The organism is Tropicibacter alexandrii (genome assembly GCF_003667315.2).
Classification (GTDB): domain Bacteria; phylum Pseudomonadota; class Alphaproteobacteria; order Rhodobacterales; family Rhodobacteraceae; genus Tropicibacter; species Tropicibacter alexandrii.
The window spans coordinates 1-20,626 of sequence record NZ_RCTZ02000037.1; the positions used below are offsets into that span (position 1 = coordinate 1).

The 20,626-nt window shown below is 61.0% G+C and carries 23 protein-coding genes; 14 read left to right on the top strand and 9 right to left on the bottom strand.

What is annotated here, in order from left to right; genetic code table 11:
* Positions 1 to 226: 226 nt before the first annotated feature.
* The gene (locus D8Z78_RS24800; protein ID WP_164933079.1) at positions 227 to 469 is read right to left on the bottom strand and encodes a hypothetical protein; all 243 of its coding nucleotides are present in this window, start codon (positions 467 to 469) and stop codon (positions 227 to 229) included.
* Between D8Z78_RS24800 and D8Z78_RS23770 the strand changes: the two genes are divergently transcribed.
* The 3 genes from D8Z78_RS23770 to D8Z78_RS23780 are packed head-to-tail and all read left to right on the top strand — an operon-like array spanning position 462 to position 4,182.
* Entirely contained in the window at positions 462 to 1,394 is a 933-nt protein-coding gene (locus D8Z78_RS23770; protein ID WP_164933080.1) for an ABC transporter substrate-binding protein, read from the top strand. The two genes, D8Z78_RS24800 and D8Z78_RS23770, sit on opposite strands and share 8 nt — an antisense overlap.
* The gene (locus D8Z78_RS23775; RefSeq protein WP_121634469.1) at positions 1,391 to 3,775 is read left to right on the top strand and encodes an ATP-binding protein; all 2,385 of its coding nucleotides are present in this window, start codon (positions 1,391 to 1,393) and stop codon (positions 3,773 to 3,775) included. The genes D8Z78_RS23770 and D8Z78_RS23775 overlap by 4 nt, the downstream gene beginning before the upstream one ends.
* Positions 3,772 to 4,182: a response regulator gene (locus tag D8Z78_RS23780; RefSeq protein ID WP_121634471.1), complete on the top strand. Its 411-nt coding sequence runs from the start codon at positions 3,772 to 3,774 to the stop codon at positions 4,180 to 4,182. The genes D8Z78_RS23775 and D8Z78_RS23780 overlap by 4 nt, the downstream gene beginning before the upstream one ends.
* A gap of 368 nt (positions 4,183 to 4,550) precedes the next feature.
* On the opposite strand, the gene D8Z78_RS23785 is transcribed toward D8Z78_RS23780, so the two are convergent.
* On the bottom strand, positions 4,551 to 4,925 hold the full coding sequence (locus D8Z78_RS23785) for a winged helix-turn-helix transcriptional regulator (RefSeq protein ID WP_121634494.1): 375 nt from the start codon (positions 4,923 to 4,925) through the stop codon (positions 4,551 to 4,553).
* A gap of 130 nt (positions 4,926 to 5,055) precedes the next feature.
* Here D8Z78_RS23785 and D8Z78_RS23790 point away from each other — a divergent pair, with 130 nt between their 5' ends.
* From D8Z78_RS23790 to D8Z78_RS25280, 3 genes are all read left to right on the top strand, one after another.
* Positions 5,056 to 5,664, top strand: a complete 609-nt coding sequence (locus D8Z78_RS23790) for an NAD(P)H-dependent oxidoreductase (protein WP_121634472.1) — start codon at positions 5,056 to 5,058, stop codon at positions 5,662 to 5,664.
* A complete protein-coding gene (locus D8Z78_RS23795; RefSeq protein ID WP_121634474.1) occupies positions 5,651 to 6,352 on the top strand; it encodes a glutathione S-transferase family protein in 702 nt (233 codons plus the stop codon). The genes D8Z78_RS23790 and D8Z78_RS23795 overlap by 14 nt, the downstream gene beginning before the upstream one ends.
* Before the next feature lie 309 nt (positions 6,353 to 6,661).
* The gene (locus D8Z78_RS25280; protein ID WP_255446381.1) at positions 6,662 to 6,796 is read left to right on the top strand and encodes a hypothetical protein; all 135 of its coding nucleotides are present in this window, start codon (positions 6,662 to 6,664) and stop codon (positions 6,794 to 6,796) included.
* Here D8Z78_RS25280 and D8Z78_RS23800 read toward each other — a convergent pair whose 3' ends face one another.
* Both D8Z78_RS23800 and D8Z78_RS23805 read right to left on the bottom strand, forming a co-directional pair.
* Positions 6,797 to 8,221: an aldehyde dehydrogenase family protein gene (locus D8Z78_RS23800; RefSeq protein WP_121634475.1), complete on the bottom strand. Its 1,425-nt coding sequence runs from the start codon at positions 8,219 to 8,221 to the stop codon at positions 6,797 to 6,799.
* Between the two features lie 11 nt (positions 8,222 to 8,232).
* Entirely contained in the window at positions 8,233 to 8,853 is a 621-nt protein-coding gene (locus D8Z78_RS23805; protein ID WP_121634495.1) for an HD domain-containing protein, read from the bottom strand.
* 170 nt (positions 8,854 to 9,023) lie between these two features.
* Here D8Z78_RS23805 and D8Z78_RS23810 point away from each other — a divergent pair, with 170 nt between their 5' ends.
* Genes D8Z78_RS23810 through D8Z78_RS23835 form a run of 6 tightly spaced genes read left to right on the top strand, consistent with a single transcriptional unit; the run spans position 9,024 to position 15,234 of the window.
* Positions 9,024 to 10,019 (top strand): TRAP transporter substrate-binding protein, encoded by a 996-nt coding sequence (locus D8Z78_RS23810; RefSeq protein ID WP_164933081.1) that lies wholly within the window; start codon positions 9,024 to 9,026, stop codon positions 10,017 to 10,019.
* Between the two features lie 34 nt (positions 10,020 to 10,053).
* On the top strand, positions 10,054 to 10,539 hold the full coding sequence (locus tag D8Z78_RS23815; protein WP_164933082.1) for a TRAP transporter small permease subunit: 486 nt from the start codon (positions 10,054 to 10,056) through the stop codon (positions 10,537 to 10,539).
* Positions 10,529 to 11,836, top strand: a complete 1,308-nt coding sequence (locus D8Z78_RS23820) for a TRAP transporter large permease (RefSeq protein WP_121634481.1) — start codon at positions 10,529 to 10,531, stop codon at positions 11,834 to 11,836. The genes D8Z78_RS23815 and D8Z78_RS23820 overlap by 11 nt, the downstream gene beginning before the upstream one ends.
* A gap of 8 nt (positions 11,837 to 11,844) precedes the next feature.
* Positions 11,845 to 13,089 carry a Tm-1-like ATP-binding domain-containing protein gene (locus D8Z78_RS23825; RefSeq protein ID WP_121634482.1) on the top strand — a complete coding sequence of 415 codons (1,245 nt, stop codon included), beginning with the start codon at positions 11,845 to 11,847 and terminating at the stop codon, positions 13,087 to 13,089.
* Positions 13,090 to 13,093: 4 nt separating this feature from the next.
* Complete coding sequence (locus D8Z78_RS23830; protein ID WP_121634484.1) at positions 13,094 to 14,413, top strand: aminotransferase family protein; 1,320 nt, start codon at positions 13,094 to 13,096, stop codon at positions 14,411 to 14,413.
* 53 nt (positions 14,414 to 14,466) lie between these two features.
* The gene (locus tag D8Z78_RS23835; protein WP_121634486.1) at positions 14,467 to 15,234 is read left to right on the top strand and encodes a GntR family transcriptional regulator; all 768 of its coding nucleotides are present in this window, start codon (positions 14,467 to 14,469) and stop codon (positions 15,232 to 15,234) included.
* Between the two features lie 163 nt (positions 15,235 to 15,397).
* Here D8Z78_RS23835 and D8Z78_RS23840 read toward each other — a convergent pair whose 3' ends face one another.
* The 3 genes from D8Z78_RS23840 to D8Z78_RS23850 are packed head-to-tail and all read right to left on the bottom strand — an operon-like array spanning position 15,398 to position 17,135.
* A complete protein-coding gene (locus D8Z78_RS23840; RefSeq protein WP_206169732.1) occupies positions 15,398 to 15,799 on the bottom strand; it encodes an ester cyclase in 402 nt (133 codons plus the stop codon).
* Between the two features lie 2 nt (positions 15,800 to 15,801).
* Positions 15,802 to 16,572: an MBL fold metallo-hydrolase gene (locus D8Z78_RS23845; RefSeq protein WP_121634489.1), complete on the bottom strand. Its 771-nt coding sequence runs from the start codon at positions 16,570 to 16,572 to the stop codon at positions 15,802 to 15,804.
* 20 nt (positions 16,573 to 16,592) lie between these two features.
* Positions 16,593 to 17,135, bottom strand: coding sequence for a cysteine hydrolase family protein (locus D8Z78_RS23850; RefSeq protein WP_121634497.1), 543 nt, complete (start codon positions 17,133 to 17,135; stop codon positions 16,593 to 16,595).
* Positions 17,136 to 17,237: 102 nt separating this feature from the next.
* Here D8Z78_RS23850 and D8Z78_RS23855 point away from each other — a divergent pair, with 102 nt between their 5' ends.
* On the top strand, positions 17,238 to 18,152 hold the full coding sequence (locus tag D8Z78_RS23855; protein ID WP_121634491.1) for a GlxA family transcriptional regulator: 915 nt from the start codon (positions 17,238 to 17,240) through the stop codon (positions 18,150 to 18,152).
* 21 nt (positions 18,153 to 18,173) lie between these two features.
* Here D8Z78_RS23855 and D8Z78_RS23860 read toward each other — a convergent pair whose 3' ends face one another.
* The gene (locus D8Z78_RS23860) at positions 18,174 to 19,130 is read right to left on the bottom strand and encodes an AraC-like ligand-binding domain-containing protein (protein WP_164933083.1); all 957 of its coding nucleotides are present in this window, start codon (positions 19,128 to 19,130) and stop codon (positions 18,174 to 18,176) included.
* A gap of 125 nt (positions 19,131 to 19,255) precedes the next feature.
* Between D8Z78_RS23860 and D8Z78_RS23865 the strand changes: the two genes are divergently transcribed.
* Entirely contained in the window at positions 19,256 to 20,284 is a 1,029-nt protein-coding gene (locus D8Z78_RS23865; protein WP_121634499.1) for a carbon-nitrogen hydrolase family protein, read from the top strand.
* A gap of 192 nt (positions 20,285 to 20,476) precedes the next feature.
* Here D8Z78_RS23865 and D8Z78_RS25145 read toward each other — a convergent pair whose 3' ends face one another.
* Positions 20,477 to 20,614, bottom strand: coding sequence for a helix-turn-helix domain-containing protein (locus D8Z78_RS25145; RefSeq protein ID WP_255446382.1), 138 nt, complete (start codon positions 20,612 to 20,614; stop codon positions 20,477 to 20,479).
* Positions 20,615 to 20,626: the final 12 nt, after the last annotated feature.

Below are 20,626 nucleotides of genomic sequence, written 5' to 3' on the forward strand. Positions count from 1 at the left end.
CGACAAAGGCGCTCGCGCCATGTTCAGGCGTCGATATTCTGCGGCCGCGAAGGGTTGTTTTTCCACAGAATCGGCGGCGAGCCGACCTTCGCTGCGGGAGCAAAACAAACGTGTAGCTCAATAAAAAGCAGACAATGAAAATAGAGTGTCTGTGCGCTGCACCCTTAGTCTTCATGCAAAATAATTTTCATGGAAGCCTTGCACTGCTTCAACTTTGTGCCCCCACCTACGCCCTCGATATGCCAAGGTGGACCTGCCATATTCCAGAAACGCGAAGGATTACCGCATAAAGACCGAAGCGTTTGTTGAAGCGCTGGCATTCAAAAAAAATCGTCAGCGGCTTGTGCAAGTTTGGGTTGACTGCGCGATGCGCGTCATCTGCAGTGAAAAGCGGATGATTCATTGGTTGGGAGATTAAGCATTTCATGGAGTTCTGGCGCATACCGATACCCTTGTTGATGATGTCCATCGCTTTCGGTGTTGCGGGGTGTCGCTCGGATGAGGACGCGCCGTTCCGCGTGGGATTGGTGGTATGGCCACCCTATGAGATGGCCTTTCTTGCCGAAGACCTCGGCTACTATGACGGTCACGCAATCGAGTTGATCGACTACCGATCTCCATCGGATTTCATGGTGGTCTACCAGACAGGATCGCTGGACGCCGTGGGCACCACATTGGACTACGCGCTGGAGTTGCAAGCCGCCGACCCACGGCAGGAAGTTGTTCTCATGATCAACCATTCCACTGGCGGTGACGCGGTTGTCGCACGGGCCCCCGCAGATACCATGCAAGACCTTGTCGGTCGCCGTATCGGCTACGAAGCCAGCGCACTGGGGGGCTATGTCTTGAGCAGGGCGCTGGAAGAAAGCGGCCTGACGAAAGACGACGTGACCCTCGTTTCGATCGACATGCAAAATCACGAGGCTGCTTTCCAAGATGGGCGGGTCGACGCGGTTGTGACATATGAGCCAACTGTGACCGCGCTGCTGGGCGACGGCCATAACGTCGTTTTCGACAGCCGGGAAATTCCTTTTGAAATCCTCGATGTCCTTTTGACGCCGGATCACCTTTCTGAGGATAAGCAACGCCAGCTACAGGCCTTTGTGGATGGGTGGTTCAAGGCGTATGTTTATTTTCTGGAGAATCCCTCAGACGCGGCCAGCCGCGTCGCGGAGCGGCAGGGCATGACCAGTGACGAGTTTCTGGCTTCCTTTGACGGCGTGGAGTTGATTGATCACATGACCAATCTTGCGTGGTTGTCAGGAAATACCCCAAAATTGGCTGCAAGACTGGAGGAGCATGCCCAAAAGATGGTTGAACTGGGCTTTCTGAACGCCGTTCCCGATGTCAGCCAGATGGCGAACCCGACATATGTCGAAGCGGTCGAAGAGTGACGATAGCGCGGTCCATTCTGACCTTGGTGGCCGCAACAACGCTCTTGTTGGGCATGGTGGTTGCGCTTGTCGGTTTTGGCTTGTTTCAACGGGAAACAGAAAAGCAGGTCTTTACGATTGCAGAAAGGCAAGCGCTCGAGTTTACCGAGGTGATCGCCGTTGTCCTGCAAGGCGCATTGCGCAACGGCCAGCTTGAAGAGGCCGGTGGGCACGTGGAGCGCCTGAACCTGAGCCCGCTTGTCCGATCTGCCTATATGATCGACGACGAACTGAAGGTCATGTTCTCAAGCCAATTGAACGTGCGCGGATCAAGCGTCGGGCAGACCGCCGCCTCGCGTTTTGCTGACCGGCTGGAGGTGATGCAGCAGGAGATTGCGCACTTCACGCAGTTCGATCTGGAAACCGATGCGCTCTGGGCCGGCGTCCCGTTTCGAATGCCGCCGGAGCCCGGCGCGTTGATTTCGTCCGGGCGCGGCGTCGTTCTTGTGGAATACAATTTGGCTGAGTGGCGAACGGTCTCGCAGAATTTCACCACGCGGCACCTGATCGCAGTCGTCGGACTGATCGCGGCACTGTGTGTCGGCCTGTTGCTGGTCGTTTGGGCCATAGTCACGCGTCGGATCAAGCGCATGACGACCGCCGCCGAACAAATGGCCAAGGGCGATCTCAAGGCCCGGATCGACAGCCGCGGATTGGACGAAATCGCCGTGCTCGGGCGGTCTCTCGTCACCCTGACGGAAACCCTGGAACAGCAACGCGCAAAGCTGGCACAGCAGGCTGAGTTGCTTGGCATGGCGGGCGAGGTTGCCCGCTTTGGTGGCTGGCGCTATGACAAACTGACTGATTGTTTTGAATGGAGCGACGAGGTCGGCCCAATTTTCGACGTGCTGCCTGGAGATTCGCCGAATGCGCATTCCAGCGTCGACTATCTGGATCCGGACGATCAGGACCGTGTCGAAACCCTGCTATACCGCTGTCTTGAATACGGCGAGCCCTATGACGTCGTGACGCGGATCAAGACTGCTAAGGATCGTGATATCTGGGCACGTTCGATCGGACACCCGTTTCGGGATTCAAGCGGCCAAATCATCGGCGTTTTCGGGGCTTTGCAGGACATTTCTGAATTGCAGGACAGCCGAGCCCAGGAAGAACAACAAAGGCGCATCGCGGCGGAAGCGCAGAAGAACGAAAGCATCGGGCGTCTGACCGGCGGCGTCGCGCATGACTTCAACAATCTTTTGGCGGTCATCATGGGCAATATCGAATTGCTTATCGAGGAACTGAATTTGCCGCCGGGAGATGATCGGGCGGATATGATACGAAGCGCGCTCAACGCGGCCCAACGTGGGGCGGATCTGACGCGCAACATGCTGGCCTTTGCCCGGCGCGCGCCCCTCCAGCCACAGCCGTTGAATCTGAACGACCTTGTGAAATCCACGGAACAGATTGCCGTTCGCACCTTGCCGGCGACGATACGGCTCGAATGCTCATTGCTGGCGAACCTCTGGATCGTCCATGCGGACAGGACGTCCATCGAAAGTGCGATCCTGAACCTTGTCATGAACGCTGCGCAGGCAATGCCCGACGGCGGCAAGATTACGCTGGAAACGTCCAACCTTCGGATCGACCAAGAATACCTTGAGACCCGCGAAGAGGAAGTCGCGCCCGGGCGCTATGTTATGCTCGCCGTGAGCGACACCGGCACGGGTATCACCCCGGACATCCTGCAAAAGGTCTTTGAACCCTTCTTCTCGACCAAGGGGCCTGACGGCGGCACTGGCCTTGGCTTGTCCATGGTGCAGGGCTTTGTGAACCAGTCCCATGGCACTGTGCGTGTCTATTCCGAAGTTGGTGTCGGGACGACGTTCAAGCTGTTCTTTCCGGCCGTGCATCAAGTCGACGCTGACGATGCGCGCGGAACAACGCCAGCGATTGAGGCCCCACCCGGCAATCACCGCCTGCTGGTCGTCGATGATCAACAAGACGTATTGGAAGCGCTGGAAAAAACACTGCGTCGCAATGGATATGACGTGGTCACCGCTTGTTCTGGCGACGAGGCCCTGACCGTGTTCGAAAGCGACCACGACTTTGACCTGGTGGTCTCTGACATTGTGATGCCCGGCACGCTTCAGGGACCAAAGCTGGTTCGCGAACTCCGCGCGAGGAAGCCTGAGCTCAAGGCCATTTTTCTTTCTGGCTACGCGTCGGAAGCAACGGTTCACGGCAACGGGTTACTGCCATCGGACGTCCGCCTGATGAAGCCTCTCGCCCGGATGGATTTCTTGGCTGCGGTCGCACGTGTCCTGCGCGACGATCCGCCTGACAAAACGCACAACAGCGCCCAATCCGGCGGACGCGATGCTGGAGATACAGCCCGATGACAACGAACACACCAACGCTGATTGTTGCGGATGATAATGCTGACTTTGCGCAGCTGCTCGCCCGAAAGGCTGCGAAAGAAGGATGGACCGTTGTTCTGTGCCGAGACGGAAAGGAACTCTTGACCGCCGTGGAGCACGAAACGGGCAGCGCCCTCGTTCTCGTCGATATCAACATGCCCAACCTGGACGGTATCGAGGCCATCCGTGAACTCACGTGGCATGAAAATGCAAAGCGGATGAGGTTTTGTGTGATGACCGGAGGCGAAGCTTCGAACGCGATTGCAGCTCGGCTGATCGCCCAAGCTGGCGACCTCACTATAAGCCAAAGCTTTTTCAAGCCCTTCAGCATGGAAAAGTTCGGTGCTTTTCTCTCCGAACAGAAAATGCTGTTGAGCAATACAGTCTGATTTCGAGTCTTGACCAAGATCAAGGCGTCAACAACCGGCGGTTTGACTCCGCGCATGTCACAGGTTCTCAGCAGACCGCAGACGCCAGCGTCGTCACTTGGCATTCCACAATTCAGGGCGACCATATTCATCACCGGGCGCAAATACACTCGCCAAAACATAATTCAATCTGTGGCAACCAATCCTGATGGCGGCATAAGCGAGGGGAAAACCCACTCAGGAAACGCTCAAAACGTTTCAGACAGGTCAAGTCAACTCTGCCAACAACTTTGCGCATGCAGCGGATGTCGGCAATATCTGCTGCAGTCGCAGCACTGCAACCGATTGCCCGATGGTCGGTGTGGGCCGATCGCACCATCTTCAGGCTATTACTTTCCATCCGTCAAGGCCTTTGGCAGGCCCTCACTCCACTTGCGCAGTTCATCAAGGAAACCCAAGGCGGTGCGCCCGAAATCAGTGATTTCGTAAACTACCGTGATCGGGGCGGTGTCGCACACTTCGCGGCTGACCAGCCCTTGCTCTTCGAGTTGCCGTAAGCGTTCCGTGATCATCTTCTTCGAGGCGCCGCCGATCATCCGGGCGAGGTCGTTGAACCGCACCGGGCCATCCTTGACATGCCATAGGATGGAGCCGGTCCATTTCCCTCCGATGATCCGCATGCCTCGCTCGATGGCGCAGGGCTCGGTGCAGGCATTGGCCGCGCTCCGTCGGCCGGCACCGTCTATTTCGATCTTTGCATCCATCGTTTTGCGCTCCGCTGATCCACTACGCATTAGGTTACAAAAAGTATACTGGTTGTTTTTACTTCCCGCCACGTTCATCTCATCCCCGACACCGCCGAAGTCAAGCGGGCGCAGCAACGGAAGAGACGACATGAGCAAGATCCACATCCTGAACGGCGCACAGCCTTACGAATTTGCACCGGGAAAACTCAACGAAACGCTCGCGGAGCGCGCCAGGACAACATTTGAGGCGCAGGGACACGAGGTCCGTCTGACCACGGTGGCAGCCGGTTACGACATCCAAGCCGAGGTAGAGCACCACCTCTGGGCGGATTTGATCCTTCTGCAATTCCCGGTAAATTGGATGGGGGTGCCGTGGTCATTCAAGAAATACATGGATGAGGTCTACACGGTCGGCATGGGCGGGCAGCTCAGCAACGGCGACGGTCGCAGCTCCGCCGCACCGAAAGCGAATTACGGCATGGGCGGCAAGCTTGCAGGCACGCGTTACATGATCTCGGCGACGCTGAACGCCCCGGCTGAAGCTTTTGACGACCCGGCAGAGCCGTTCTTCGAGGGCATGTCGCTGGATGATCTCCTGCGCTCGGTTCATCTGAACGCCAGGTTCTTCGGCATGACTCCGCTGCCAACATTTGGGGCCTTCGACGTGATGAAGAACCCGGACGTGGCCACCGACCTCGCTCGTTTCGATGCCCATCTTGCTACGACCTTCGGAGAGCTTGTCAATGACGCAGCCTGATATCGTCCTCTACACCGCCAACACCATGAACGGCTGGAAGCCCCTGATCTTCCTGCACGAAGCACAGATCAACTATGAACTGGTGCCGATCAATTTCGGCGAGAAGGAGCAGAAGGCGCCTGACTACATGCGTCTGAACCCGAACGGCCGCATCCCAACCATCGTGGATCGCGGCGCTGATGACTTCGCAGTTTTCGAGAGCGGCGCGATCCTGTGGTATCTTGCAGAGAAATACGACCGCTTCCTCAGCCACAACCCCAAGGAGCGCTCGGAGACACTGCAATGGCTAATGTTTCAGATGGGTGGGATCGGCCCGATGATGGGCCAGGCAATGTTCTTCCAGCGGATCGCCAAGCCGAATGGCGACGAGGTGCCCTACGCCATCGACCGCTACGTGAACGAAAGCCGCCGCCTGCTGGAAGTGCTGGACACGCGGCTTGCCGGGCGCGAGTGGCTGGTCGGTGATGAGATGTCCGTAGCGGATATTGCGACCTATCCATGGGCGCGTAGCTACTTCTGGGCCACGGTGAGCGTCGACGGGCTGCCGCACCTGCAGGCGTGGCTCGACCGCATTGACGCCATGCCACGGGTCCAGGAAGCGCTGCAACTGCCAGAGCCGCGACCGTCGGCTTTCGGTGAGGGCGACACGGACGCGGCTGCGTCGGAGAACGCAGCCAAGTTCCGCTAAACCACTGACGCACTGTCCCTGGCATGGGTCCGGCCCGCGCGTTATATGTTCTGAAATAGCATCAGCTCGGGTCCATGTCCGCTTGAACGTGTTGCGATGCGGCATCCTGGCTGTGTTTGAATGGCAGCTGTGGGCCGGTACCGACGTCCCGACAGGGAGGGCGGGAAGTGTGAATTCGCCGCTGCGCAGCGAGGATTTTCAGATACCGCGAAAGCGGACCTTCACCGCGATAGACCGGGAAGTGTCTTTTTCGTGACAGTTCTTCAGGACAGTGGACTGTCGGCAACGCCGAGGCTCTTAAGATCGTGCATGGACAAGCCGAACTGCGACTCTGAACTGGCCAATAGGCGTCCAAGTGCGGAGTCTTTCAGCGATGAATTCCATTCGAGCGACCTGACGCCGATCGAGGGCGTCGAACCACTTGCCGAGGCTGCGCTCGCTTGATCAAGCCGAGAGATACACTGTCTTCGGCTCGAGATACGACTCGATGCCAAGTGTCGACTTCTCTCGCCCGAAACCGCTCATCTTGACGCCGCCGAAGGGCATGTCGTGACGGCTTCGCTGGATGTCGTTCACCCAGACCGAGCCCGCCTCAATGCCCCGGACCAGCCGCTGGGCACGCTGAGAGTCGGCTGTGAAGACGAAGGCGGCAAGGCCGTAATCCGTGCCATTGGCAAGCTCCAGCGCCTCGGCCTCGGTCCGGAACCGCGCGATGGCGAGGACGGGAGAGAACGCCTCTTCGATCATCACCCGCATCCGCATCGTGCAATCGGCGAGAAGCGTTGGTGGGAAGTAGCAGCCCTTGTCATAGATGCCGCCCCGAAGCCGCGAACCGCCGGTCAGGACTCGCGCGCCATTCTCCCGCGCGTCGGTGACATGGGATTCGGCTGTGGCGAGAATGCGCTCCCCGACAACTGGTCCAAGGTCGACGGTCTCGTCGCTGGCGGGCCCGACCTTGAGTTTGCCTGTTTCCTCCACGAGGCACGCCTCGAACTCCTCCGCTATCTGTTCGGCGACAAGCACGCGCCCGACGCGATAGCAGAACTGTCCGCTGTTTGCGAAGCCGTGCCTGGCGATCGCCTTGACCGCCGTATCAAGATCGGCATCGGCACAGACTACCGCTGGCGATTGCCCGCCAAGCTCCATCGTCATCCGCTTCATCTGGCCGACCGCTTCGCGTGCGATCCGCTTTCCGGCCTCGGTCCCGCCAGTGAAGGCGATCTTGGCCGGGATGGGGTGCGCGACAAGCGCCGCGCCGATCTCACCGCCGAGCCCTGTCACGACGTTGAAGACGCCGTTGGGAATTTTCGCATCTTCCGCGATCCTGGCAAGCGTAAGAGTGGAGAGCGGCGTGTCCTCGGCCGGTTTGGCGACAACGGTGCACCCTGCGACAAGCGCCGCGCCGAGCTTTACCGTGATGAGCGCGATCGGGTAGTTGAAGGCGGCGATGGCAACCACGACACCGACCGGTTCGCGGACGACGTAGGCGGTTTCAGAGGGTTTCGGTGCCCAGGATCGGAACAGCGCTTCTCCGGTATCGGCGAAATAGTCGAGAAGGTCGGCCGCGCGGTCGATTTCTCGCAGGCAGCCTTCCATTGGACGGCCAAGCTCGGAGGAAAGCGTGTAGCCCAACTCCGTTCGCCCGCTGCGCATGCCTGCGGCGAGGTTCCGAACCAGACCTGCCCGGACCCCTGGCGCGGTATCCCGCCAGCCCGGGAGCGCCGCTTGCGCAGCCTGGATCGCATGGTCGGCATCCTCGGACTGACCGCGCGGGACGGTGTCCAGCGTCTCTCCCGTGGACTTGTCGATCACTGGGATCACTTCGCCACGGATTGCATCGGTCCAGTTGCCGTCGATATACATGCGCATGTCGTCGTCCTTCAGATCAGATCGGCCTGCAGAAGTGCCCGGCTTGCGGCGAGGTCTTCGAGCGCCCAGTTGCGGGAGTGGCATCGGAAGAGCGCCGGAAGAACCTTAGCCTCCAGCCGCGCCATGTATTCGGTCGGCGTCTTGCGGAACCAGTCGCAGGCGACTGCGACGCCCGCCGGTGTGAATCGCCAGAGTTTGTCCGCATCTTTCACGAGGCTGTCGTTCAGTGAGATCGGATCAGGTCGCGTATCGTGCCCGTCGATGATCTTGCAAACCTCTTCAATGACCGCGGCCTCATAGCCAAGGCCGCGAAGCAGGGGCTTGGCCAGTCGGACCCCCTCCTTTTCATGGAGAATTCGAACATCGCTCTCCATCATGTCTGGCCCGAACGCTTCGTTCAGGATTCGCCCTTCGTCGATGGCGTGCCAGCCGATATCGTGAAGCACGATGGCGAGCGAGACCACCAGCGCATCGGCTTCAGGATACGCGGCGATCAGGCGGCGGGCAAAGGCGTAGGAGATCGGGACATGAATGTCGTTCTTCCGCGCACGCATGTAAGCGGCCGCAGCCCTCCAGACAGGAGCGATGTCGGCATCTACGGAAGCGACGATGAGCGATTCTTGAGTGGGCATCATTTGGGATACAATTTTGGACACATTTTTTGCTAAAATTTCAGGATACCGCGCGTATTGCAAGAAAAATACGCCTATCTGGCGCAACTTTTTCTTGACTTGGCGATGGCAATGTATCCCAAATTAGGGATAACCGCGATCAACGATCGCCTAAGCACATGGGGAGACACATGCTTGATCGAAACATTTTTGGTGGTCTGATGGTGTCGGCTGCGTTCGCGCTGTCGGCCGGAACGGCTCTGGCAGCCGACTATACGTGGCAGGTTCAGTCTGTGGTGCCGGAGACCGATGCGGACTGGTACGTAACGCTAACGCGTATGAAAGAGGTCGTGGAAGAGGCCTCTGGCGGTGCCGTCGAGATGCAGATTTTCCCGGTTGGCGCGCTGGTCGGAGAGGATTCGGTGGTCGAAGCTGTGTCGAGCGGTGCGGTGGACGGCGCGCACATCATCGCCGGTTTCGCGGCTAACGTGGCACCCTCGGTGCTCGGTACCGAAATGCCGTTTGGCGTGAAGAACCCCGAAGAGCATCATGCGCTACATTACGAAGCAGGGCTTCTCGACATCATGGCGGCGGAATACGCCGCCTCGAATATCGAGGTCCTTGGGATCGGGACGAGCGGCCAGCTTGTTTTCATGAGCTCTGACCCAATCGAAACCACTGAGGATCTGTCGGGCCAGAAGATCTGGACGATTCCCAACGCAAGCTGGCTGGCTGCATTCGGTGCAGCGCCTGCTGAAGTGCCCGGTTTCGACATGTACTCCGCCATGCGGCTCGGAACGATCGATGGATTCACATGGACACTGGGCGAGCTTGAGGCAGGCAACTTCAAGGAAGCGGTGAAACACGTGTTGCAGCCAGCGCTTCTGGTGCCGGGGACGCACTTGATCATCAACCAGGATCGCTGGAACGAACTGCCAGAAGAGATGCGGGCCGACATCAAGGCGGGGCTGGAAGCGGCCCATCTGGACATCGCGGCCGAATATGCGGCCGTGGACGCAAAGGCGGTTGAAGCTGCCAAGGAATATGGCGTGCAGTTCACCGAGGTTGATCCGGCCAGCCTCAAAGCGATGCAGGAGGCCGCTGACAGCTTCTGGAGCGAGGTCGAAAGCGCCAGCCCGGCCGCGGCCGAGATGGTGTCCGCCTATCGCGACTTCCTCGCACGCTGATCAACAGGCCAGCGCAATGATGCGGATCGCACGAATGATCGATTCCCTGTCCAACAACGTGGCGGGGCTGTCGAAATGGCTGCTGGTGCCGATGTTCGGCATCAGCTTCTACGAAGTCGTCTCGCGTTACGTCTTCGGTGCGCCGACGACGTGGGCAGCGGCCTTCGTTTCGATCCTGTTCATTGCCGCCGTCGTTCCTGCCGGCGCCGATCTGGCGGCGCGGCAGGGACACATCCGGATGGATGCTTTCTATGTCCGCTGGGGGCCAGCGGCGCGAAGGCGGTCGGATATTCTGACCGCCCTTGTGCTGCTTGCGCTCGCCGCTTTGCTGACCTGGAAGGCGGGCGAGATGGCCGAGAAATCCGTCTCCATCATGGAGCGGAGCTGGGGCGTCTTCCGCGCGCCGATCTATCCCAAGAAGCTCGCCTTCGCCATCGGGGCAGGGCTGATGCTGCTGCAATCTGTGGCTCTTCTTATCCGGGCACTGAAACGGACGGACGGAGGACGGGATGGGTTCTGATTTGGCCCTGATACTGCTACCGGTGCTTTCGCTGGTGCTGGTCGCGCTTGGCGTCCCGATCGCCTTTGCACTTGGGTCGGTGGCGGGAATCGTGGCGCTGATGATTTTCCCTGCCCCCAAGCTCGCACTGCTCGCCACGGCGGGGTACGGTAATCTGCAGGACCTCAATCTTGCCGCCATTCCGATGTTCGTTTTCATGGGTTGGGTTCTGGAAAAGTCACATATTGCCGACGATATGTTCGGCGGGCTGGAGCTGCTGCTGCGCCGCGTTCCGGGCGGACTCGCGGTAGGGGCGATCCTGATCTCAGCTGTTCTCGGTGCCGTCATGGGCGAGTTGGTCGCGGCTCTGGTCACGGTCTCGACGCTTGCGCTTCCTGCGATGCTCAGGCGTGGCTACGACGCGCGGCTTGCGGTGGGCACGATCATGGCCGGCGCCCTTCTCGGCCTGATCATCCCGCCGAGTATCGAGATCATCGTCTACGCTTCCTCAACCGGCGTGTCCCTCGGGCGGCTCTACCTCGCTGCATTCCTGCCAGGCTTCCTGCTTGCCGCAATCTACATCGTCTTCATCGTCATCCGTTGCCGACTGAACCCCTCACTCGCACCCGGGGCAGCCCAGACGGAGCAACCCGAAGACCGAGTCCGACTGATCTTGAACATGTTCGTGCCCTTCGGGATCATTGCGATCCTGATCGTCGGAATCTATTCCGGAGCGTTCAGCCCGATGGAGGCTTCAACCGTCGGTGTCGCGCTGTCGCTGGTCGTCGCGCTTGTACGCCGCCGGCTGACCTTCCCGGTGTTTCGCGATGCCTTGACCATGACGGTTCGCGTCACCGCGATGATCGTGTGGCTCTTCATCGGCATCGGGATTTTCATGTCCGTGTTCAACAGCCTGGGAGGGCTTGCGACGGCAAGAGAGCTTGCTGCCAGCGCACCCGGCGGCGCCTGGTCGAGCCTGCTGTTTTCGCAGGCGGTGCTGCTCGTGGGCGGGGCGTTCATCGACGACTTCGCGCTTATCATGCTCTTTGGTCCGGTCTTCTCGACCGCGATGACAGATCTGGGTTTCGATCCCCTGTGGTACGGAATCCTTTTCCTGCTGAACATGCAGGTCGCGTTCCTGACCCCGCCCTACGGATTCGCGCTGTTCTGCATGCGCGCAAGCCTGCCGCCCGACAGCCGGATCACCATGGTGGATATCTACATGGCCGCCATCCCCTTCATCCTCCTGCAGCTTGTCTGCATCGCGCTGGTGATGCTCTTTCCGGCCATCGCCACCTTCCTTCCGAACGCCTTGTGAGGTTCCACATGCCGCAATCCCCCGTCATCCTCGTCATCGGCACCGGCGACACCAAGACGCCAGAGCTGCTGTGTCTTCGCGAAACAATCCTGGCCAAGGGCGGCAAGGCGCTGATGATGGATGTGGGCGTCGTCGGAGAGCCGGATTTCGCACCTGAAATCCGTAAGGAGGATGTCGCCGCAGCCGCGGGCCGCACGATCCCCGAACTGATCGCCATGGAAGACGAGAACATCTCCATGGCCGCGATGGCAGAGGGCGCCTCGACGCTGGCGCGCCAGTTGCATGCGGATGGCCAGATTGATGGCATGATCGCGCTTGGCGGCACAATGGGCACCGACCTTGCCTTTGATGTGGCCCTGGCCTTGCCCATCGGTGTGTCGAAAATGGTCATCTCCTCGGTGGCCTATTCGCATCTGGTCCCGCCCGAGAGGATCGCGGCGGATCTCATGATGATCCTTTGGGCCGGCGGGCTCTGGGGCGTGAACTCGATCAGCCGCGCGGTTCTGGAACAGGCGGCGGGCGCAGTCGTCGGGGCGTGCCGCCCGGACGGGGCAGTGCGCCTCGACAAGCCCGCGGTCGCGGTGTCGGCGCTCGGCCAGGCCAGCCTCAAATACATGAAGCGGCTCGAACCCGAACTGTCGCGGCGCGGCTACGACGCCATTGTCTTCCACGCGGTCGGCATTGGCGGCCGGGCGATGGAGTCGCTGATCGCCCAGGATGCTTTCGTGGCGGTGCTGGACCTTGCGTTGATCGAGGTCAGCGACGACGCCTTGGGCTCCTGCGTGACGGGCGGGGAAAGCCGGCTCCGAACCGCCGGGCGAAAAGGCGTGCCCCAGATTGTTGCACCGGGCGCGATCGACGGGCTCGATTTCGCGACGTGGGCCGGAATCCCGCCGGGCAGCGAAAGACAGGACACCCATGCGCACAACCGCTTGATTTCCGTGGCCAAGATGACGCTCGAACAGCGGCGCAGGTCGGCCGAAGAGATCGTCGCTCGGCTGGCCGAGGCAACCGGTCCGCTGCGGTTCATCCTTCCGCTACAGGGCTTTGATGAATGGGATCGCGAAGGCGGCCCCATGCACGATCCGGAAGGCCATGCGGCGCAGGTCGAGGTCTTCCGCCGCGGGATCGACGCGCGCAACCGCATCGAGCTCGACGCCCATATCAACGATGACATCTTCACGGAAACGGTCATGAAAGAGTTCGACACCCTTGTGCGCGACGGGCTCATTGCGCCGGGCCGGACGGAGTGAGCCCATGACCATTCAGAACGATATCCTTGCCCTCGACGCTGCGCATCTTCTGCGGTTCAACACCAAGGTCGGCCAGGGCGCCACCATCGCCATCGAGCGGGGCGAAGGCGTCTGGCTCTATGATACCGAGGGCAACCGCTATCTCGACGGGCGTTCGCAACTGAACTGCGTGAACCTGGGGCACGGACACCCCAAACTGATCAAGGCAATCCAGGAGCAGGCCGAGAAGCTCCAGTACATCTCGACCTTCTATCAATATACGCACCCACAGGCTGCAACCGCCGCCGCGCGTCTTGCCGGTCTGCTGCCGGAAAAGGTCAATCACATCGCCTTCACCTCTGGCGGATCCGAGGCGAACGAGATGGCGCTGATGCTGACACGGCTTTACTGGTCGCGGGTGAAACCGGGCAAGTTCAAGATCGTCAGCCGCTACGACGGCTATCACGGCAACACCTCGGCCACGATGAGCGCGACGGGCATGGCCATGGGCGGTCAGCCCGGCATGCAGGCGCTGATGCCCGGCAATGTCCATATCCCACCTCCCTACCAGTATCGCTCGGGCGTCAGCGATCCGACGGAATATGCCGCAGCCTGCGCGGCTCAGCTCGAACAGGTGATCGAGTGGCACGGACCGGATACGGTGGCGGCCTATATCGCCGAACCGATCATCGGGGTCGGCGGCTACATGGCGCCCCCCGAAGGCTATTGGCAGCGCATCCGCGAGGTCTGCGACCGGCACGACATCCTGTTGATCGTCGACGAGGTGATGACTGGGTTCTGCCGGACTGGCGCGATGTTCGGCTCCGACCTCTACGGGATCGAACCGGACCTGATCACCTTGGGCAAGGGGATCAACTCGACCTACGTTCCCTGCGGCGCCGTGGGAGTGGCCGACAAGGTCTATGCGGGCATCGAGGGCGCGGCGCTGAGCGGGTTCACCAATTCGGGACACCCGCTGGCCATGGCAGCCACCCATGCGGCCCTCGACGTCTACGAGGAGGACGACATCGCTGCCCATGTCCGCGAGATATCGGCCCATGTGACGGGCCGCTTCCGCGAGGAATTCATGGATCTGCCCATCGTCGGCGACATCGACGGGGCCGGATTGATGCTCGGCCTCGAGATCGTGGCCGACAAGTCGACACGGGAGAGGCTGCCGGCCGAGGTGATGGGCCGGATCATGACACGCACGCTGGAAAAGGGTCTCATCACCCGTGGGAAAGGCAGTCGGGTCGCGTTCTGCCCGCCTCTTGTCATTTCAATTGAAGAGGCAGACCTCGCGGTCGATATTCTTTACGACGTCTTGAAGACCCTGCTGGATTGAGAGCGGATGCCCGAAAGACGGCTGTCGGAAAGGAGCGAGTACCCGTGACGGACATGAGCGAACAAACTGCACAGGAGCGCATCCTTGCCGAGATGCGTATGCGCATCCTCGACGGCACCTACCCGCCCGGCACACGCCTGACCGAGCTTGGCACCGCCGAGGATCTCGGCGTCTCGCGCACGCCCATCCGGGCTGCGATCCGCGCACTGGCCAAGGAAGGATTCCTCGACCGTTCCGGCGCACGGGGCTATGCCGTGCGCCAGGTCCGGCCCGAAGACATGCGCCACGCCCTACAGGTCCGCGGTGTCCTTGAAGGCGAGGCAGTGCGGCGGCTCGCCGGAATCGGGCTCAAGCCCACGATCGACCGGAAGCTGTCGGAATGCCTCGAGGAAGAGGCGCGGCTCTTTCAGGAACATAGCTTCGGACCGGACTTCGCCGCCGCCTACAACCGGCTCAACACCGAGTTCCACAGCACATTGCACAGGGCCTGCGACAGCCCCCAGCTCGAGGCCGCCATCCGGCAGATGAGTAACGTTCCGAGCGGCATGATCCACGCCATCAAGGCACCGGAGAAGGAAAGCAGCCAGGAATATGTCCGGCTCCTCATCGCGCATACGCAACACCAAGTCATCCTGCGCGCGATCCGGAACGGCGATGGCGTCCGTGCAGAAGAGGTGATGCGGGAACATGCTTTCGTCCGTATCGATTATGCGGAGCTCGTCGCCGAAACGCTGGCAGGCGCACAGGTGACGACCACCTCGGCCAAGGACGCGAGCGACGATCGTTCTGCAGTCGGCAAGAGGCGCGGGTCGTCGCCGTAATGATCTGGCAAAAGCCTCGCTGGCAGCCGACGGATTGGTGGCGTCTGCTGCGCTTGGGAAACGCGCGCGCCCGGCATCAGACAAAGGCGAAGGGCTTGGTCGGAGCGCATCCGGTCGGAGAGCAGAGCCCGCGACGTCCCGCGGCCTCCGCTCGGTGGATGCCCTAACCGGCCATCTGCCGCCGGATGTCGGCCTGGTCGAAATGCGCGCGCTTTTCGATGATGAGGCCATCCTTCAGCGTCAGTTTCATGAAGAGCGAGAACCGAACTTTGCGGCCTGACGCAGGGATGCCATCCAGTTCGCGGGCATGGGTGCCTTCAAAGATGAGGTAGGCGGCCGTCTGATCGCCCTCTGCGATCATGTCGACCAGCGGCATCTTCCAGTCGTCATAAGCCGCGAAGTTCTTTTCCTCGGACGCGCGAAACCCAGTAACGCCGGAATGCGGCGTGTCCACCTGGTTGTAGAAAACGAAATCGGCATGATGAAATTGCGCAAGGTCGTCGAAACGACGCTCGTTGATGGCCTCGTAGTAGCTGCGGACGGTGGCCTTGTTCGCGTCGATCATGTTCAAAACTCCAGAATGTCGTTATCTGCCGGGATCGACAGGCGGTCGGTCATGCCGTTGGCGTCGGCAAAGGATCGCAGGTCAGCGCGGCTCAGGGCGCAATGGTTGATGGCCTCCATATGGCTGGCGACGATCTGCGCGTTGGGCGCTGCGTCATGCACCGTTTTCACATCGTCCGTGCCCATGATGATCGAGCCAAGTCCCGGCACCTGCGCGTCGCCTGCGGCCAGCACGATCACATCCGGCTTGAACATTTCGAGGTTGGTCGCGACCATCTGGTTCCAGACCGTGTCACCGGCAAGATACAGCGTCTTTTCGCCCTCGGCGCGGAACACCACGCCCATCACGTTGCCCAAGAGTTCGGCGGCGTACACATAGGCCTGTTCCGATCCGTGCTGACCGCGGGTGCGCGACAGGGTGACACCCTCGAAGCTGGTCTCGATCCCCAGCGGGCGCACATCGGTGAAGCCAAGCGCCTTGATCAGCTCGGCATCCGAGTAATCCTGCACAACCGTGGGCTTGTCGCGCGGCAGCAGCTTGATCGCGGCCTCGTCGAAATGGTCGGGATGCAAGTGCGTCAGGATCAGCGCATCGAAGTCGAGGATCGTGTCCATCGGCGTCTGCAGGTCAACGCGGGGGTTGCGGATTTCGCTGTTCAGCGTGCCTTCGAAACCGGGATAGGCGTCCTTCTCGGCGAGGTAGGGATCGACGAGGAAACGCTTGCCGGCGTAGGTCACGATCAGGGTGGCGTTGCGGATCTGGTGGATTTTCAACGGTCTCTCCTTTCCGTTGATCAGCGTGCGATGAAGTCGTCGGTGGCGATGACCTCGCCGTAGAAGAAGGCAAGCGCCGCCATCATGGTGGCGTGGACTTGGGCGGCGGGCACGGCCGTGCCGTTGAAGTCCAGTTCGCGCGTGGCGCAGGCGTCGTGGATCGTCACGGTCTTGTAGCCGTGGTCATTGGCCGCGCGGACGGTGGCATCGACGCACATGTGGCTCATGGCGCCGACGGCAACGACCTCTTCGATGCCCTTCTCTTCGAGCAAAGCTTTCAGACCGGTTTCGCGGAAGGCGTTCGGGAAGTTCTTGGTGATCACCGGCTCGCCTTCGGCGGGGGTGACGGTCGCGTTGATTTCCACCCCGTCCGAGCCGGGAACGAAGACCGGCGCGCCGGGCATTTCGTGGCGGATGTTGACGATCAGGTCGCCGGCCTCGCGGCCATGGGCGATGACGCGGCTGGCATTCACGGCGGCAGCGTCGATCCCTTCAAGCGGCAGGTTGCCGTCCGGCCAGTATTCGTTTTGCAGGTCGATGACGAGGATTGCACGTCTGGTCATGATTTCAGCCTTTCCCTTGTGGCGTGTCTTGACCTCAATCTGGTCAAAGCCCAGCTTTGCATCTATTGGCGCAATCGACATAAAGCGGGGCGATATCGACAAATGGATCAGGTCAGGATCGGCATCCTTCTGTATCCGGGCGCACAGAACTCGGCGGCGATGGGGCTGGCGGACCTGTTCCACGTGGCTGGCCGGATAGCCGGGGAGAAGGACCGGCTTCAGGTCCGAATGCTGGACGCGCCGCCGGGCACGCCCGAGGCCGCCCCCTGTCACGTGCTGATCCTGCCGCCATCTCTCGAAGACCCCATCGACCCCGACACCGCCGCCCCGCTGGCCTGTTGGCTGCGCGCGCGCCATGCCGAGGGCACGGTGCTGGCCTCGGTCTGTGGCGGGGCGTTTCTGCTGGCGGAAACCGGTCTGCTGACGGGGCGGGCGGTCACGACGCATTGGGCCTATGCCGAAGCCTTTCGCGACCGCTTTCCCGACGTGCCCCTGGACCCGGACCGACTGATCATCGACGGGGGTGATATTCTGTCGGCGGGAGGTCTGATGTCGTGGACTGATCTGGGCCTGAAGCTGGTGGATCGCTTCCTTGGCCCGGTGGTCATGGCGCAGACCGCGCGGATGATGCTTGTGGACCCGCCGGGCCGCGCGCAAAGCTATTACAGCGGTTTTGTCCCTCGGATGACCCATGGCGATACCGAAGTCTTGAAGGCGCAGCATTTTCTGCAAGCGACCGAAGGCCACGACGCGCGCCTTGCGACCCTGGCCGATCTGGCCGGTCTGGAACAACGCACCTTCCTGCGACGCTTCCAGAAGGCCACCGGCCTGACGACCACCGACTATGCCCAACGCCTGAGGATCGCCAAGGCGCAGGAGATGCTGCAATTCGGCCGCTTGCCGGTCGAGCGCATCGCTTGGGAGATGGGCTATTCCGACGCTGGTTCCTTTCGCAAGGTGTTCCACCGGATCGTTGGCTTGACGCCCGGCGACTACCGCCGCCGCTTCCATGCGTAACCGGCACTCCACGCCTGGCTTTCAGCCTTCGGCACGCTTTCTGAAAGCTCTGGGAGAGACGCCGTATGCGCCACGAAATACTGTCGAGAAGTGTTGCAGGTTGTTGAACCCGCATTGCATCGCGATTTCGCTGATTGACAGGGACGCGAAACGTGGATCGCGCAGAGCCGCCGCAACTGTGTCGAGCCGTTTCCGGCGGATTTCCTCGGCGATGGAACTGCCCGCTTCGGCGAAGATACTGTTCAGGCGACGCACCGACAGGCCCACTTCGGCGGCGACCCTGGTACGGTCGAGATCGGGATCGCCGATATTCTCGGCGATGAAGGCGCGGGCTCGCATGATCGCATGCTGCTGGGGAAGGGCAAGCTCTGCCTCCGCGCCACGGCTTGCAGCGAGACCGGTTGCGATCAGGTCGATCAGGGTCTCTTGCAGCAGCGCCGCCACCGCGCCGTCACTGGAAGCCAGGTGGCCGGAAATCGCGAGCGTGTTTTCGCGCACCAGCCTGCCAAGGGCCGACTGGCCGTCGATCCTGGTTCCGCCCATCATCCGCGCCATGGGCAGCCGTTCCAGCAGCCGCTGTTTCGGCAGTTGCAAAACGGTCTGCGAAAAACCTTGCGACAGTTCGAGCAGATAGGGATGGGCGCTGTCGTAAAGCCCCATGTCACCGGGCTTCAGAAGCACGCGATTGTCGAATTGCGTCAGCGCACAGGTGTTCTCGCATTGCAGGCTGAGCAGGAAGTATTCGCCGTCCGCCCTGAGGATGTCGCGCTTGCGCCGCGCCACGGAGTGCGATGCGCCGTCGACCTCCGAGAGGGTAAGGGACGAATGCCTCGTGGTCCGGAGAGAGCCACTGAAAGGCGCGGTTCGGGGTGCATCGCACCCCAGTTGCACGAAGGTATCGCAGACCGCCTCGCTCCAGTAGGCGATTCGGTCGCGTGCAGCGACACTGGACGTGCTGTAACTGGCTGTCTCGGCCATCCCTTCCGTCTCTTGACCGGCGAAGGGTCCCACATGGGTGCCCATTAGCGCAAGTTTTTTGGCGCGCCGACGAAAGACTCGCGCACCGCTGGCCTCCAGAATGGCAGGACATGGAGGTTCATAACATGACAACACAATACAAAGTCGCGGCCGTTCAGGCGGCCCCCTGCTTTCTCGATCTCGATGCCGGCGTCGAGAAAGCCATCCGGTATATCGAGGAAGCCGCCACCAACGGCGCCAGCCTCGTGGCCTTCGGCGAAACATGGCTGCCGGGCTATCCGAACTACATCTGGCTCGGCACGGTCGCGTGGCAAATGCAGTTCGTCGGGCGCTACTTCGACAATTCCATCGTCGCGGGCTCCGAACACGAGAAAAAGCTGTCGGAGGCATGCAGCAAGAACAATATCCAGCTGTCCATCGGCGTCAGCGAACGGGAAGGTGGGTCTCTTTACATCGCGCAGTGGCATTTCGACGAAAACGGCAAGGTTATCAACCGCCGTCGCAAGCTGAAACCCACCCATGTAGAACGCACCGTCTTTGGTGAAGGGGATGGCAGCGACCTTAACGTCGTCGACACCAACCTCGGACGGATCGGGCAGTTGGCCTGCTGGGAGCATTTCCAGCCCCTGTCCAAATACGCGATGTATGCCCAGAACGAGCAGGTCCACATCGCCGCCTGGCCGAACCTCGCTTTGTACGAGGGCACGGCCTACGCGCTGGGGCACCAGGTCAACAACGGCGCGACGCGTCAGTATGCGGTCGAGGGTGGCTGTTTTGTGCTTGGCCCATGCGCCCTGGTGACGAAGGAAATCCAGGACATGGTCTGTCAGGGCGATGAGGAGAAGGAAAAGCTTTGCCCGGTCGGCGGCGGCTACACCGCGATCTACGCGCCCGACGGGTCCGAGATCGGTGAGCGCGTTCCGCAGGATCAGGAAGGCATCGTCTATGCTGATATCGACCTGCACATGATCGGCTATGCCAAGGCCGCCGCCGACCCCGCCGGGCACTACGCCAAGCGTGACTGCACACGTCTTTTGATCAACCGCAAGAAACAGCGCCCGGTGCTGAACTTCGACGATGCGCCCAATTGGGATGTTGCGTCGGACGACGCGCCACACGACCAGGCCGGGTCGGTGCGAGAAGCAGCCGAATGAAAAAGGGCCGCGGCTTTGGTTTCGCTTTGGCCGCGGTTGTTCTCTCGTCATCATCAGAGCTGTCCGCTCTGCCGACCTCCACCATTTGAAAATGCTGCTTGACCGAAGAATGGCCGGTTTGGTGAGGTTGCAAAGCAGCATAGGCGGCCGTGGGGAGCGGTGGGTTTGGGCCGGACGTGCTATTTCCGAAAGTCACCCCGCAGCCAGCGCGGCCCGATCCCGGCGCGGGGACAGGCCGAACTTCCGGGCATATTCGCGCGAGAATTGGGCGGAGCTTTCATACCCCACGCGAAACGCCACTTCGGACACCTTGGCATCCGAGCCACGCAGCGCGTCGCGGGC

Coding starts and splice junctions, on each gene's coding strand:
- D8Z78_RS23865 (WP_121634499.1), top strand. CDS start 19,256: ATGACAACACAATACAAAGTCGCGGCCGTTCAGGCGGCCCCCTGCTTT.
- D8Z78_RS23855 (WP_121634491.1), top strand. CDS start 17,238: ATGGATCAGGTCAGGATCGGCATCCTTCTGTATCCGGGCGCACAGAAC.
- D8Z78_RS23815 (WP_164933082.1), top strand. CDS start 10,054: ATGATCGATTCCCTGTCCAACAACGTGGCGGGGCTGTCGAAATGGCTG.
- D8Z78_RS23840 (WP_206169732.1), bottom strand. CDS start 15,799: ATGATCGACGCGAACAAGGCCACCGTCCGCAGCTACTACGAGGCCATC.
- D8Z78_RS23790 (WP_121634472.1), top strand. CDS start 5,056: ATGAGCAAGATCCACATCCTGAACGGCGCACAGCCTTACGAATTTGCA.
- D8Z78_RS23820 (WP_121634481.1), top strand. CDS start 10,529: ATGGGTTCTGATTTGGCCCTGATACTGCTACCGGTGCTTTCGCTGGTG.
- D8Z78_RS23805 (WP_121634495.1), bottom strand. CDS start 8,853: ATGCCCACTCAAGAATCGCTCATCGTCGCTTCCGTAGATGCCGACATC.
- D8Z78_RS23835 (WP_121634486.1), top strand. CDS start 14,467: ATGAGCGAACAAACTGCACAGGAGCGCATCCTTGCCGAGATGCGTATG.
- D8Z78_RS23850 (WP_121634497.1), bottom strand. CDS start 17,135: ATGACCAGACGTGCAATCCTCGTCATCGACCTGCAAAACGAATACTGG.
- D8Z78_RS24800 (WP_164933079.1), bottom strand. CDS start 469: ATGGACATCATCAACAAGGGTATCGGTATGCGCCAGAACTCCATGAAA.
- D8Z78_RS23800 (WP_121634475.1), bottom strand. CDS start 8,221: ATGCGCATGTATATCGACGGCAACTGGACCGATGCAATCCGTGGCGAA.
- D8Z78_RS23785 (WP_121634494.1), bottom strand. CDS start 4,925: ATGGATGCAAAGATCGAAATAGACGGTGCCGGCCGACGGAGCGCGGCC.
- D8Z78_RS23780 (WP_121634471.1), top strand. CDS start 3,772: ATGACAACGAACACACCAACGCTGATTGTTGCGGATGATAATGCTGAC.
- D8Z78_RS23860 (WP_164933083.1), bottom strand. CDS start 19,130: ATGGCCGAGACAGCCAGTTACAGCACGTCCAGTGTCGCTGCACGCGAC.
- D8Z78_RS23830 (WP_121634484.1), top strand. CDS start 13,094: ATGACCATTCAGAACGATATCCTTGCCCTCGACGCTGCGCATCTTCTG.
- D8Z78_RS25280 (WP_255446381.1), top strand. CDS start 6,662: ATGGACAAGCCGAACTGCGACTCTGAACTGGCCAATAGGCGTCCAAGT.
- D8Z78_RS23770 (WP_164933080.1), top strand. CDS start 462: ATGTCCATCGCTTTCGGTGTTGCGGGGTGTCGCTCGGATGAGGACGCG.
- D8Z78_RS23810 (WP_164933081.1), top strand. CDS start 9,024: ATGCTTGATCGAAACATTTTTGGTGGTCTGATGGTGTCGGCTGCGTTC.
- D8Z78_RS23795 (WP_121634474.1), top strand. CDS start 5,651: ATGACGCAGCCTGATATCGTCCTCTACACCGCCAACACCATGAACGGC.
- D8Z78_RS23825 (WP_121634482.1), top strand. CDS start 11,845: ATGCCGCAATCCCCCGTCATCCTCGTCATCGGCACCGGCGACACCAAG.